The 13,092-nt window shown below is 59.1% G+C and carries 13 protein-coding genes; 6 read left to right on the top strand and 7 right to left on the bottom strand.

Annotation, left to right across the window (positions count from 1 at the left end):
* Positions 1-198: 198 nt before the first annotated feature.
* On the top strand, positions 199-513 hold the full coding sequence (groES, locus tag QA637_RS30155; protein WP_283067532.1) for a co-chaperone GroES: 315 nt from the start codon (positions 199-201) through the stop codon (positions 511-513).
* Between the two features lie 39 nt (positions 514-552).
* Positions 553-2,181 carry a chaperonin GroEL gene (groL, locus tag QA637_RS30150; protein ID WP_283067530.1) on the top strand — a complete coding sequence of 543 codons (1,629 nt, stop codon included), beginning with the start codon at positions 553-555 and terminating at the stop codon, positions 2,179-2,181.
* A 1,678-nt stretch (positions 2,182-3,859) separates the two neighbouring features.
* Here groL and QA637_RS30145 read toward each other — a convergent pair.
* The 5 genes from QA637_RS30145 to QA637_RS30125 all read right to left on the bottom strand — a co-directional run bounded on the left by QA637_RS30145 (position 3,860) and on the right by QA637_RS30125 (position 7,127).
* Positions 3,860-4,612, bottom strand: coding sequence for a carbonic anhydrase (locus QA637_RS30145; RefSeq protein ID WP_283067528.1), 753 nt, complete (start codon positions 4,610-4,612; stop codon positions 3,860-3,862).
* Between the two features lie 597 nt (positions 4,613-5,209).
* The gene (locus QA637_RS30140) at positions 5,210-5,716 is read right to left on the bottom strand and encodes a thermonuclease family protein (RefSeq protein WP_283067526.1); all 507 of its coding nucleotides are present in this window, start codon (positions 5,714-5,716) and stop codon (positions 5,210-5,212) included.
* Entirely contained in the window at positions 5,713-6,426 is a 714-nt protein-coding gene (locus QA637_RS30135) for an SOS response-associated peptidase (protein ID WP_283067524.1), read from the bottom strand. Before QA637_RS30135 ends, QA637_RS30140 begins: the two co-directional genes overlap by 4 nt.
* 45 nt (positions 6,427-6,471) lie before the next feature.
* A complete protein-coding gene (locus tag QA637_RS30130; RefSeq protein WP_283067522.1) occupies positions 6,472-6,642 on the bottom strand; it encodes a hypothetical protein in 171 nt (56 codons plus the stop codon).
* 35 nt (positions 6,643-6,677) lie between these two features.
* Positions 6,678-7,127 carry a hypothetical protein gene (locus QA637_RS30125; protein WP_283067520.1) on the bottom strand — a complete coding sequence of 150 codons (450 nt, stop codon included), beginning with the start codon at positions 7,125-7,127 and terminating at the stop codon, positions 6,678-6,680.
* A gap of 222 nt (positions 7,128-7,349) precedes the next feature.
* Here QA637_RS30125 and QA637_RS30120 point away from each other — a divergent pair, with 222 nt between their 5' ends.
* Positions 7,350-7,673 (top strand): sunset domain-containing protein, encoded by a 324-nt coding sequence (locus tag QA637_RS30120; RefSeq protein ID WP_283067518.1) that lies wholly within the window; start codon positions 7,350-7,352, stop codon positions 7,671-7,673.
* The gene (locus tag QA637_RS30115) at positions 7,670-7,957 is read left to right on the top strand and encodes a hypothetical protein (protein ID WP_283067517.1); all 288 of its coding nucleotides are present in this window, start codon (positions 7,670-7,672) and stop codon (positions 7,955-7,957) included. The genes QA637_RS30120 and QA637_RS30115 overlap by 4 nt, the downstream gene beginning before the upstream one ends.
* On the opposite strand, the gene QA637_RS30110 is transcribed toward QA637_RS30115, so the two are convergent.
* Together QA637_RS30110 and QA637_RS30105 are read right to left on the bottom strand one after the other, a co-directional pair.
* Positions 7,944-8,159: a hypothetical protein gene (locus QA637_RS30110; RefSeq protein WP_283067515.1), complete on the bottom strand. Its 216-nt coding sequence runs from the start codon at positions 8,157-8,159 to the stop codon at positions 7,944-7,946. The genes QA637_RS30115 and QA637_RS30110 overlap by 14 nt on opposite strands.
* Before the next feature lie 637 nt (positions 8,160-8,796).
* Positions 8,797-9,003, bottom strand: coding sequence for a hypothetical protein (locus QA637_RS30105; protein WP_283067513.1), 207 nt, complete (start codon positions 9,001-9,003; stop codon positions 8,797-8,799).
* A gap of 748 nt (positions 9,004-9,751) precedes the next feature.
* Here QA637_RS30105 and QA637_RS30100 point away from each other — a divergent pair.
* Entirely contained in the window at positions 9,752-10,978 is a 1,227-nt protein-coding gene (locus QA637_RS30100) for a metal-dependent hydrolase family protein (RefSeq protein ID WP_283068051.1), read from the top strand.
* A 421-nt stretch (positions 10,979-11,399) separates the two neighbouring features.
* Positions 11,400-12,941: a cytochrome B6 gene (locus QA637_RS30095; protein WP_283067512.1), complete on the top strand. Its 1,542-nt coding sequence runs from the start codon at positions 11,400-11,402 to the stop codon at positions 12,939-12,941.
* Positions 12,942-13,092 lie beyond the last annotated feature (151 nt).

The following is a 13,092-nucleotide window of genomic DNA, read 5'->3' as shown; positions in this document are numbered from 1 at the left end:
CATCCCTCATTCGGCGCTTGCCGAATGCGCTTTTTAGCACTCTCCACCGAAGAGTGCTAAAAAGTTGGTCGCCTCCTCTTGAATTCAATTTTCGACAGAACCAGATCAACTACTGCCAGTTGCCGGAACGGACTGTCCGTACGGAGTCCATCGGTTCGGCAAAGGGCATTCATCGATCCGTTTATCCAGGAGGAAGGCATGAAGTTCCAACCACTCCACGATCGCATTCTCATCCGCCGCGTTTCGTCCGAAGAGAAAACCAAAGCCGGAATCATCATCCCGGATACGGCCAAGGAGAAGCCGCAGGAAGGCGAAGTGATCGCCGTCGGTCCGGGCGCTCGCAACGAGCAGGGTCAACTCGTTGCACTCGACGTCAAGGTCGGAGATCGCGTGCTCTTCGGCAAATGGTCGGGCACGGAGATCAAGATCGATGGCGAGGACTTGCTGATCCTGAAGGAAGCCGACGTGCTGGGGGTCATCGAAGATTTGGGCGCCGATAAGAAAGTCGCTTGAGAGCGTGCGACCGACCAAAGTTCAGCGAAGGAGTGAACCATGCCTGTCAAAGAAGTAAAATTCCATTCCGATGCCCGTGAACGCATGCTGCGCGGCGTCGACACCCTTGCCAACGCCGTCAAAGTGACACTTGGCCCTAAGGGCCGCAACGTCGTCATTGACAAGTCCTTCGGCGCGCCACGCATCACCAAGGACGGCGTTACCGTGGCGAAGGAGATCGAGCTCGAAGACAAGTTCGAGAACATGGGCGCGCAGATGCTGCGCGAGGTTGCGTCGAAAACGAGCGACATTGCCGGCGACGGCACCACCACCGCGACGGTGCTGGCCCAGGCGATCGTCAGGGAAGGCGCCAAGGCCGTTGCCTCCGGCATGAACCCGATGGATTTGAAACGAGGCATCGACCTTGCCGTCGATACGCTCGTCGCCGAGCTGAAAGCCAACGCGCGCGACGTTTCCAAGAACGAGGAAATTGCCCAGGTCGGCACTATCTCGGCCAATGGTGATGCGGAGATCGGCCGCTACCTTGCCGAGGCGATGGAGAAGGTCGGCAATGATGGCGTGATCACGGTAGAGGAAGCCAAGACCGCGGAGACGGAACTCGAGGTGGTCGAGGGAATGCAGTTCGACCGGGGTTACATCTCGCCTTACTTCATAACGAACCAGGACAAGATGCGGGCGGAGTTCGAGGATCCCTACATCTTGATCCATGAAAAGAAGCTCTCCAACCTGCAGGCCATGCTGCCCCTCCTCGAAGCCGTCGTGCAATCGGGTAAGCCGCTTCTCATCATCGCCGAGGACGTCGAAGGCGAAGCGCTGGCCGCACTCGTCGTCAACAAGCTGCGCGGCGGACTGAAGGTCGCGGCCGTGAAGGCCCCTGGGTTCGGCGACCGGCGTAAGGCCATGCTCGAGGATGTTGCAACCCTGACGGCAGGCACCGTGATCTCCGAAGACCTCGGCATCAAGCTGGAAAACGTCACGCTCGACATGCTCGGCCGTGCAAAGAAGGTCTCGATCGAGAAGGAGAACACCACAATCATCGACGGCGCCGGCGCGAAAACCGACATTGATGGGCGCATCGCGCAGATCAAGGCGCAGATCGAAGAGACGACATCCGACTATGATCGCGAGAAGTTGCAGGAGCGCCTTGCCAAGCTCGCCGGCGGTGTCGCAGTCATCCGCGTCGGCGGCTCGACGGAAGTCGAAGTGAAGGAGCGGAAGGACCGCGTCGACGATGCGCTGCATGCAACACGTGCGGCAGTCGAGGAAGGCGTCCTGCCGGGTGGCGGCGTGGCACTGCTGCGTGCAGTCAAAGCCCTTGATGGCGTGCAGACCGCCAACGACGATCAGCGGGTCGGTGTCGATATCGTTCGCCGCGCAATCGAGGCTCCGGTGCGGCAGATCGCGGAAAACGCCGGTGCCGAAGGCTCGATCATCGTTGGCAAGCTGCGCGAGAAGCCGGAATTTTCCTATGGCTGGAACGCCCAAACGGGCGAATTCGGCGACCTCTTCTCGATGGGCGTGATCGACCCGGCCAAGGTCGTCCGTACCGCGCTTCAGGATGCGGCCTCGATAGCCGGCCTGCTGGTTACTACCGAAGCGATGATCGCCGAGAAGCCCAAGAAGGACGCTCCGCCGGCAATGCCTCCGGGCGGTGGGATGGACTTCTAACTAAGCCTGAAACAGCGTTCCAACTCGGCGGCTAGCCGGGAGCTTTCAACAAGACGCACGTTCGGTCCTCTCCGAGAGAAGCTGAGGTCGTTGGCGCCTCAGCGATTCTCGGTGGGACCGATGTCAGAGCCTCACCTGTTTGCACGAAGCTGCCAGACCTGCCCGGTTCGTGTCACTAAGCGAAGCGTCGCCGTCTTTTGAGACACGCGCGCAGCGTGGAATGCCTCGGACAGTCCGCTGATCGTCTCAAGCCTTAAGGTGCCGAGCAGTGAGGCCAGTTGAGAGTGCCGTCGGCGCCTCGACTTTCCATCGGATGCACGCCCTGATTTCCTCGGTCGGCGCGGCTCTGGCCTGGCTGATGAACAGATTGACGCCAGGTGGAGCGCCGCGACAACTTGTGAGCTCTGTGCCGCTTGTGACCTAGCCAAGTCATGACGGTTTGCCGTCGATCCAGAGCCGGCGAGTTTTCGCGTCCGCCTGGCGCATGAGCTCTTTGAGATTTTCCTTGTCCAATGCTCGCGTCGATCCGCATGCGTCGCATTTGAAAGTCTCGGCGTACTTCAACTGAAAAATGTTGCGTTTAGCCCTGAGGCCGCATTTCCAGCACGCGATTTCGAAGTCAGCGTCAGCGTCTTCCAAGAATTTCCCCCGTTTGTGGGACCGCCAGGGCGCAGCATTTGCCTGTGACAGAAGCAAAGATGCGTGAGAGGGTCGAGACCCGGTGGCGTGACATGCCTAATCCGGCGCGGCGGCGAACGAAACCCGGCGCTCAAATGGCCGCCAACGATTTCTAGAGCAAAACGGCCCCTAAGGCAGCAACTGCGGCCATGGTCATCAGGATCAATCCAACGATCCTCAGCATTCTTGTTCGGCGTGTTCGCACGCCAGTCCAATCGTAGCTCATCATGCGCTCCGCGGTTTCTTGGTCCGGGGCGCCGACCATGAGCAATTTTGGTTAACAAATGGCAACCAGAGCTGTGCCTCCCGGCGCGGCGGCCCCGCAGGCTATCTGTTGTAGGCTTTCAACTAAGCTCGCAGTATCTACTGAAAAGCGAAAAGCCCGGAGTTTCGCCCCCGGGCTTTAGAATTGGACGATACCTTCAGCAACTGCTACGCCGCTGCTGGAAAATCAAAGTCGACCTTGACGTCGAGCGGCACGTCGAGGGCTTTATAAGCAGCTTCGATTTGATCCATCTGAGATTTGTGATCAAAACGGAAAAGGCGATCCACCTGTTCGCGATGCCAACCGGGACGACGCGCCAATTCGGCGGGCGAAAGGTCCTTGGCTTTTGCAGATCACGTGAGGACAGGTACTTCCACATATCGGCCGACACCCTTGGTTTCCGCCAAGGGCAGCGGAATTTCTTCTCGGCAACGCGCGCACCGATAGCCTCTTCGATCGCTTTGAGCCCCTCCAGGCAAGCCTTCGGTTGTGTATCGCCAAAAGTGGTGATTTCAGGAAATGCGGGAGCGGTTACCATCCACGAGATGGTGCCGTCCTCAGTCTCGTCCATCGAGAGTGTGAATTCGTAAAAACGGGACATGTTACTTAATTCCCAGGACTCTCAGAACATTCGCCACGAGACCTTTTCCCATCTCCCTGCCAATCCATGAGCGGAGAAATCTGTCTTACGGTCCCGCGACGAGCAGCCTGATGGTGGCCCGCCCTCAGGGCCAGTTAGCCGGAGCGCAGAATGTAGCGCCGATTGCTTGGAACCGTTGTCCGAGCATTTGCCGAGTAAAGCGCGGTGAACTTCTTTATGTCCGCCGCATCGACCTCAACCGGATCCATCGCGATCATCCAATCGACAATCTCACTGCAGGGCGGCGTCGTCAGGGACCCTTCGTAGGACCAGTATTCGAGCGAAGGTGGCAGCAAGCCGGATGGATCGACACCGGCAACCTGGTTTTCTTGTCCCGCTTGCCTGGGGAATGCCGCAGCCAACGCGGTGAACGCCGGATTGGCCGCGCCAGGAACAAAGAACACGCCGAGTACACCGAGCGCATGCGATTCGGCATGCCGGTGTACAAAGTGCACCTCCATAGCGAAATTTCTGCCATCGACCAGGTGTTCGCTCGGAGCGTGAAAATGATACTGCAGCAATTCGTAGGCCGTGTAGCCACGGCGCAGTAGGCCGCCAGGTACCGCGTTGACCTGGATCGTGTGGCCGTTGTTGACGATCGAACCGCCTTTCTTCCAGTCGATTGCCAGATCCGGAAGTTCGGCCTCGATGCTGCCTGTGATGTTGAGCGGCGATTGCTGCGAGCCCAGCGAGCAGGCGCTGTTCGCCTTGCTCAAGGAACCCCAGCGAGCGGGCCCGGCGTCGCCTTCATAGCCCCAGTGGGCGCCCTCGGCGGCAAAGGTCGGCTTCACGCAAAGCGGGCATGCTCCAAGCAGCGCCATGCCCTTGAGAAAATTACGTCTTTCCATTGTCATCCTGTCTCATTCTGACGGCAGTCGATTGAAGATGGAGCGTCGTCAAAGCGGTCACGGACTGGGAGAAGAGTACCCCGATTACACCGTGCGTCGCTACTACCATGGTACCGAGAGGTTGCAAAGTCATGCACGGCAGATTGGAGGCATCTTCCGCCGGCGGCGGGGGATTGGGAAGGTTTTCTTATGTTCTCGACGGGCTATAGGCCTGCGAAAGCAGCCGGCATGCCAAGCGACCCAGCGTTCACCCACTCGTCTCGCAAGGACTGCCGGACGCCTGGCAAATTTCGCCCGCCGTCAGCAATATTCCTGTAACCAGTCAACGCGATCGTCGGTCGGGCCTTTCATGAGCGAAGTAGGCACCGATGTTCTCCATCGGGCTGATCTGTATCGCCTGGTAGATCCGGACCGGCATAGCCGCGGAGACGCGGTTTTTGCCTTTCTCGTACTCCTGGATCTGCCGGAACACACGTCATTCGCCAGCAACTACTGAGTCATGCCCAGCATCTCGCGTGCTGCACGTATTTGGGCGCCGATATCCTGATTTTATGGTCTTGTCGTCTATATAGGCGTCGGCGGGCATCACTTACTCAGTCAGCAAGACGGCTCATGATTGGCACGCTCAGCGCGCGCCTGGCAAGGCAACTGGAACTTGCCGCGCCAGATGCCGGCGCCTCGTGACCGAGCGACCTCTTGGGCGCGGGCGTACGCGCCTTTGCTGTATCTCTCCCAATCCACAGCATTGCCGCTCTCGACAAGCCAGCGATTGACCTCGCGACCGTCATTGCGAAAGCACACGCCCACGAACCGCTGATATCGATCACGCTCGACAAACTCGCATCGGGTGGGGCGGGATTCGGCGAGAAACCGGTCGAGCGCGAAGGCGGCCTCTTTGCCGCACCGGTAGGCGCCCCCGTCGCCGTCCTCGCATTTCTGCCAGCTCTCCGGGGCGTCTACGCCATGCAGGCGAACGCGCTCACCTCTGATTTCGATCGTGTCTCCGTCAATGACGGTGGCGCGGCCAATGATTGGACCGGCAGAACGGGCGGGCAATGCGGCGCCCAGCGCGACCGCGACGAGTAGCAAATGCGAAAGCTTCATTGGGCGGGTTCTGTGGGATCGAGGATATCCGCAGTGTCGTTCTTCGGCGAGCCGACCTTCCTGTCGATTTTCCACATGGTCATCAGTTCGGCCGGGAACGGCTTCATCAGGTCAAATGGGTCCGGCTCGATCGACAGCCAGCGTTCGTAATCCTCCGGGTGCAGGATGACTGGCATCCGGTCGTGAATCTTCGCCATCATGTCGTTAGGTGGGCAGGTGATAACGCAGAAAGTGCGGATATCCTCGTCGGTCGCAGGATTCCGCCAGATCTCCCAGATGCCGGCAAGCGTGAAAGGCTCGCCCGATTTCATGGCGATGGCGTAGGGCTGCTTGTTCTTGCCGGTGCCGAAAATATCCTTCCATTCGAAAAAGCCATCGATCGGCACCAAGCAACGCCGGCTGGCGTAGGCCTTCTTGAACATACCGTTGTTCGCGATGCCCTCGCACCGCGCGTTTACGGGCGGCGGCCGGCCGGGCTTCTGCTCCTTGATCCAGCTTGGAATCAATCCCCATCGCGCGCTGACGAAGGTCGGGCCGAAAACGTCTGGCTCTCGGACCACGTCGCGGATGATGATCGGATAGTAGAGCGATGGCGCGCCGTTGTAACGCGGGAACTGGTTCGCCAGCCCTTCGACGCGTTCGGTTGCGGCGAAAGAGAAATTGCGCAGCAGGTCTCCAAGCGTGCTCTTAATGTAGATGCGTCCGCACATCTGCTTTCCTCCATCGCGGCAAAGCTATCGGGGCCGCTGCCGGCGTCAACATCCTTTCCACTCGGGCCTATGCTCGAAGCAGAACCATCGTGGCTCGTCCTTGCCGGCAGCGTATCCGAAGCCGCCCCATTTCGCGCAGCCGGGATACTCGCAATAATGAACGTAGAGCGCCGTATCCTGGCGTGGCTTGGTCGTAGCGCTGGCCTCATCGCTCATGTTCATTACTCCCCGGCTGAAAAGCTATGCCTGCCTCAACCTTCAGCCGCCTTCCGGCCGTTCCCGAACTGGTCTTCGAAGGCGCGGTCCCAAGCAGTGCTCGACGGCGCAACGCCGCATTTCAGTTGTTCGAAGCGATATCGCTGCAACAATGCAGACGAGATCATCTGTGCCATGCTGACGCGCGCCCGATCCGCCTTCACCCGGTCCCGGTCGCATGCCTTCCGTCGCAGTTCGATCGGGATCGCATACAGCGTCTGTGTGATGAAAGGGGTAATCGCAGGATAGCGCAGCACCTGCTCCCCATCGAAGACGGCAAAGGAGCAGAAGGATTCGGCGATTTTGGCGGCAACGTTCTGCACACCGTGAACCTCGACGGTGCGGCGATATTGGTCGAGGCCGGCAATGGCGCGCCTTCGATCGGGTGACAGAACGGTCAGGTCGACCGCAATCATGTTTCGGACTTCATCTTCGAACGCTCGCATGGCGCACCTTCTCTGCCCGCAGCAGCGGTTGTTGGTCCCCTGGGTTGCTGGATTGGCGCGCCGCAGCGCCGATGAATGTTCCTATTATGTTCTCATTGCGAGGGGAGTCAATGTCGCAGGGCTGCCGCAGGACCACATTGGCGGCGACTAACCCATTTGTGCAGCTTTTGCTAATTTGTGCTCTGAACTACCATCTTCGCGCGAAGTTGCCGGAGTAGGGGCATGAGTTATCGCCAAAGACGTCGCAAGCCACAGCAGCCCTCGGTGTTCCGAACGGCGCCGGGGCTAGTAATCGCGGCCGTCGCGGTAGGTGCGGCAGGCGGCATGACCGCACCTGACTTCATTGCCAAGTGGGTCAGTCTGGGCAGCATTGGAACTTCCTGCGACATCAAGGGCAATATCAGCATCGATTCAGACGAGCGTATTTTTCATGTGCCTGGACAGAAGTATTACTCCGAGACCCGAATACGACCGGAATACGGGGAGCGCTGGTTCTGCTCTGAGGAAGAGGCGTGGGCCGCAGGGTGGCGGAAGGCATACAGATGACTGTCCCTGGCGATTTTCTCAATCAGGAAATGGGTCTCGCCCTGTTGGTTGGAAGTTTTGTCGGACTGCTGGCTTACTTTGCGCTGTCGAGACTCATTGGCCGCGGTCGGCTGTCCAAGAAAAAATCAGCAGCCGAGCGGCAATTCAGGAACGTTTACTCCATCATGGATGAGGGCCGTCGACAGTCTCTGATCCGATACTACATGGAGAAGTACGAATGTGGCCGCGAGGACGCCATGCGCCGGGCCGTCGAGGAGCGTCAACGCGACGCTAAAAGGTGGTAGTGGCCTCAGCCAGTTTCTCGGCAATGATCTCCTGATTGTCACCCGCCCAGCCGCGCCCATAGATTTCCTTCAGGATCTCAATCCAGTAGGGCGGCATGGAGTCGTCCAGCATCTCGTCTGTCACGCAATGGGCCACTGCCAACATGCAGGTCGCCCGGAGTTCGTCGTCCGTCATTCCCTTGATCTCTGCGATATAGTCCATACCAGATCTCCCTTCCACGGCGAGGGTAGGCGGGGAGAAAAAGTATGGCTACTCGCAAAAGTGCGAGTATCGGCCGCCAGGCGATCATCCCAATAGCCGATGCGACGGTTTTCTCGATCCGTGCGTTAATGGCCGCATGAAGCGAAACGTGAGTTCCGCAACAATCAAGATGCCCTTGCTAGAGATCGACAACGATCTGCGGGGCATGCTGCTGTCAGATCGTGGGCGGGCCACGGCTGCCGTGGCCATTCACCTGTGCCTGCGAATAGGACATGACTATGTTTTCTGGCGAGGCTCGGACAGGGCGACCTTGGACGAGGTGAACCGAGAGATCGTTGACGCTATCTGGCGCGTCCCGCTGAGCACAATCACGCAATTCGCCAAAGCCGAAGACAAGGCGGGGGCAACGGACGCCACCGCACATTCTCGCGGGGCTGACGGCCGCTTTCGAGGTCCAGTACGTCCGTGAGCCTTATGGCGGCGACTGATCTCGTTTGCGTAGACGTGATCTAAACGCATCGATCAACTGGACAAAACAACCGTTTGTGTCACCATTAGACAGCCAACATAATTGGCGTTCATCTAGCCCGCTGACCCCTCTCTCGATCGCGGGCTCTTTTTTGTTCCGGCTTCTCGATCACGCAGCTTTCAAACGGTCGCTCAGCTCCGCTGCGTCCCTCACGCCCGCTTGGTAGAGCGTGAAGAGCCTCTTTGCGAGCGCTTCGGCTTCCGGACTGTTGCACTTGATCTCGTTCGCTTCCAACGCGGCATTGAAAATGCACTGAAGCAATTCGATTTCCTTGGGCCGGAAAAAATCGGAGTGAAATTCGCGGGAAGGATACATTGCGCGACCTCCTTGGTTGGGGCGAAAGCGCGATTGTGTCTCAGCCGGCGGCGCCCGTGTCATTTGCACCATCCTGCGCCCCGATGAGACGCCTGGCTATTGAAAAAGAATGTTGGTCGGCTTTTGTGCCGGCGGTATGGCATGCGTTATTTCGCGGAGTTGTGCATCGTAGCGCCTGTGAACTCTTGCCGCCGACGTCTTCTCCCCGAGGCTCTTCATCCTTGCCTTTCGGTAGGCTCGCTCGCGCCAGCCGATGACGAGCCTTGAGATCCCGATGCAGTGATTGAAAGCTCCCACCTGCAGTCGCTTCGGGACGATCGAGCAGGACGCGACGCTGTCGGGTTTGTCCAGTTCGCGACACGGCGGCGTTCGGCCAGCGTGCTAATGCACCTCACCCAAGACCTTGCAATCAAACTCCAAAAGGAGGCTCTGCGCAGTTGGCACGACTGGTGATTCCTGTCTTCGGCGAGAAAACGTCGATGCTTTCTACATGGTGCGGAGGCTGAAACTGCAAATCGCCTGTTTGTCATGGCGGCTGACATTCCTAGGCCCTCAAGGGAGCCGATATCATGCTTCTCGACATCTGGAGGGTCTCGCGCGAGCGAGGTACGAGTAGCCGGCAGTGCAATAGACATAGTCGCGGGCGTGGCGTCATTGACCGAGGCGGCGATGGTTCGAACATCAGGATATTTCAGGGGCGTTCCAGAAAGCGGTCGATCCATCCAGTGTCAAACCAAAGGAGCGTGTGATTCCGACGATTGTTATTCGCAATGCTGCCATCGTGGATGGCACCGCGGACCGTCCCGCGGATCCGGTCGACGTTCTGCTGGCGGACGGATTCGTTGCCGAAGTCGGAGAGCGCGTGAAGTCACCGGCGGGCGCCCATGTTTTCGACGCGAAGAGGCGCATCGTCTTACCAGGGCTGATCGATTGCCATGTGCATGTCGTCGCCGCGAAAGGAAACCTTGCTGCCAACGCCGAACTGCCCAACACGCTCGCCGCGCTCTATGCCGCGAATACGATGCGCGGGATGCTGAGCCGCGGTTTTACGACGGTCCGCGACCTGGGCGGCGCTGATCAAGCGCTGGTGGACGCTGTCGAACGCGGGCTTATCGAGGGCCCGCGTCTCGTCATTTGCGGAAAGGCGCTGTCTCCGACGGGCGGCCACACCGATTATCGGGACCGGCATGATCGGCGCCCTGCAGATTACTATCCTGACAAGCTGGGTGCGCTTGGTCGCATTTGCGACGGCGAAGCGGAGGTGCGACGGGCGGCCAGAGAGGAGCTGAAGGCCGGTGCGCGCTTCATCAAGGTCATGGCCAGCGGCGGTGTGTCCTCGCCCACCGACCCTATAGATGCGCTCGCCTTCAGCCTTCCAGAACTGCAGGCGGCGGTCCAGGAGGCGGCGCACCAACACACTTATGTGGCCGCTCATCTCTACAGCGACGAAGCGATTTCCCGGGCGCTAGAAGCCGGGGTACGCTCGATCGAGCATGGCAACCTGATTACCCCGGCGACCGCCAAGCGGGTACGCAAGGCGGGCGCAGTTGTGGTTCCCACCAACATCACATACGCGGTGCTGGCGCGCGAGGGCGCCGAACATGGGATACCGGCGGCTTCGCTCGAAAAGATCGATTTCGTACTGTCTGCGGGCCTCACGGCATTGCAGACGTTGCGTGACGCTGGGGTAACAATGGGCTACGGCTCGGACCTGCTCGGAGGGATGCACGAGCACCAGGCGCAAGAATTTGAGCTGCGCGGCCGGGTTCTGCCGGCACACGAGGTGATCCGCGCCGCCACCCTGGATGCCGCCCGGGTCCTTCAGCTGGAGGGCAGGGTCGGCATCATCGCACCAGGCGCTTTCGCGGACGTGGTCGTGGTCGACGGCGATCCACTGAAGGACCTGTCGATCCTGTCCGACACCACGCGCATCCGCACAATCATCAAAGGGGGCCGTGTTGTGAAAGACAGCTAGCCGCCGACACGCTGTCCCCGAAGAACCAAAGTCGCTGCTGTGAGAGCTCACTCGGGGTTAATGGATAGTACTGGGGTGCTGTCAGGCACTAGGTTGTAACTGCTTCTGCCGCGCGCGGGATGAATATCAAGAGCAAGTAACTCGGCAGCCAGGGGTATGTGCGTCGTGCAATCCGTTTCGGCACTGGCTACCAAAGCAATGCGGACTGCAACCCTCGAATGACATTCCGGTTTGTCGGGTACGTGACACGCCGATGTTCGCCCAGCGTCCAGCTATCAAGCGCTGACTAATGGCAGAACAATAATCTCTGACCACGTTCCTGCCTGGCACAAATTTTGAACGTCACGCATCAGCGGCGGCAGAAAGCTGCCGTCCTGCATCGTGGTGAAAAACGCGATCGGAGAACGAAGGCAAAAGCAACATGTTAGGTCTGCGTCAGATCGTATTCTATTGGAAGAGAGGCATCCGAACATTCACCGCCTCGGTAAAGACGCCCTATACTCTTGCCGATCTCGGTCAGAAGATTCTGATCGCGGGCTGCGACCTCAAGGCTCACACGACCCGGCTTAGGTCGCTTATCATGATCGGCGTGGCGATCGCATTCGCAGTCTCCGCGCGCGCTTTTCCGACCGTGTCTGATCCGCTGCCCGCTGATCTGATCTATCTAACCTTTCCGCACCGCTCCTTTTCCGAAATGAAGGAATTCGACGAACATGCGAAGCCGCGCGTCATGGAGCGTCAGCGGCGCCTGCTTGAGAAGCGATATGACCTTTCTGACCGTCCCATGGAAGGTGTGATGATGTCGGGTCGTCGGAAGGCGGTTCAAGCCGGCGTTCGTGTCAAACTTCCGAAGGGCGTAAGCTGGGGCGCTTTGGCCGAGAAGAGCCCTGACGAGATCAGAGAGCAGGGATTACTGCCGGCCGGCTTTATGCCGCTGCCGCATGTAAAGCACGCAACTGGCGGTCAAGTCTTTCCTGAGGTGCAGATTAATGAAATAGGCCGCCAGGAAGGCAGGGATCTTAGGCGTTTCGATGTCGACTTCGACCTCCCCAATCACCTGACGCCGGAGTTCCCGCCGCCAATCTTTCTAACCTCACATCCGGAACTCGGTGACGTTTCACACGGCGAGCTTCTGACGATCCGGAACTTCAATGAGATCATGAACGGCATCATCACGCCGGTGCAGATGGACGGGCTTCGACTTCTACTAACCCCGTTCCCGCAAGAAGAGTTCAACGAAACCGCGGACCGCAAAGCTGCCGAGGAGAGCCTGGGCGTCGCCTGCCTGGACTGCCATTCGAACTTCCATACCAATGCCGCTTTCCACCTGACCCCCGACGTCCGGCCACAGACGCAGCGGTTTCGTCTCGACACGACCAGCCTGCGCGGGCTGTTCAATCAGCAGATTCATGGTTCGAAACGGTCGCTGCGGTCGGTCGAAGACTTTACTGAGTTCGAGCAGCGCACCGCCTACTTCAACGGCGACCATGTGAGCGCCGCTAGAAAGGGCGTGAACCTACTCGATCGTGCAAGCCAGGTCTCAATGATGGCTCAGATGCAGAACATGATCGACTTCCCGCCTGCGCCCAAACTCGACGCGTTCGGACGCCTCGATCCAAGCGGGACGAGCGAGCAGGAATTGGAGGGCGAACGGGTGTTTATGGGCAAGGGTGGCTGCGCCGTTTGCCACGTCCCGCAGACTGCCTTCATGGACAACAACATGCACGACCTCAAGCTCGAGCGCTTCTATAAAACCGGCCAGAGCGCCAACGATCTCGTGATGTCACCGGATGGTCCGATCAAGACCTTCACACTGCGCGGTATCAAGGACTCGCCGCCCTATTTGCACGATGGGCGGCTGATGACACTCGCCGACACGGTCGAGTTCTTCAATCTGGTTCTCGGAACAAAGCTTACGCAGCAAGAAAAGGATGCGCTGGTTGCCTATCTGCTTGCCCTGTGACGCGGACACAAGCATGCTTGCTGCGGAGAAAACCAGCGCGTTCGAAGAGACCCTCAGCGATACGGTCACTGACTGGATAAACGTGTGGAGAACAGCACGAAACGCGAAGTGTTTATCGCCTCGACTCAATCGGTGGCATATGAAGGCAAGT

Source organism: Sinorhizobium terangae (genome assembly GCF_029714365.1).
Classification (GTDB): domain Bacteria; phylum Pseudomonadota; class Alphaproteobacteria; order Rhizobiales; family Rhizobiaceae; genus Sinorhizobium; species Sinorhizobium terangae.
The sequence above is the reverse complement of the archived record's forward strand: the minus strand, read 5'-3'. Positions and strand labels throughout refer to the sequence as shown.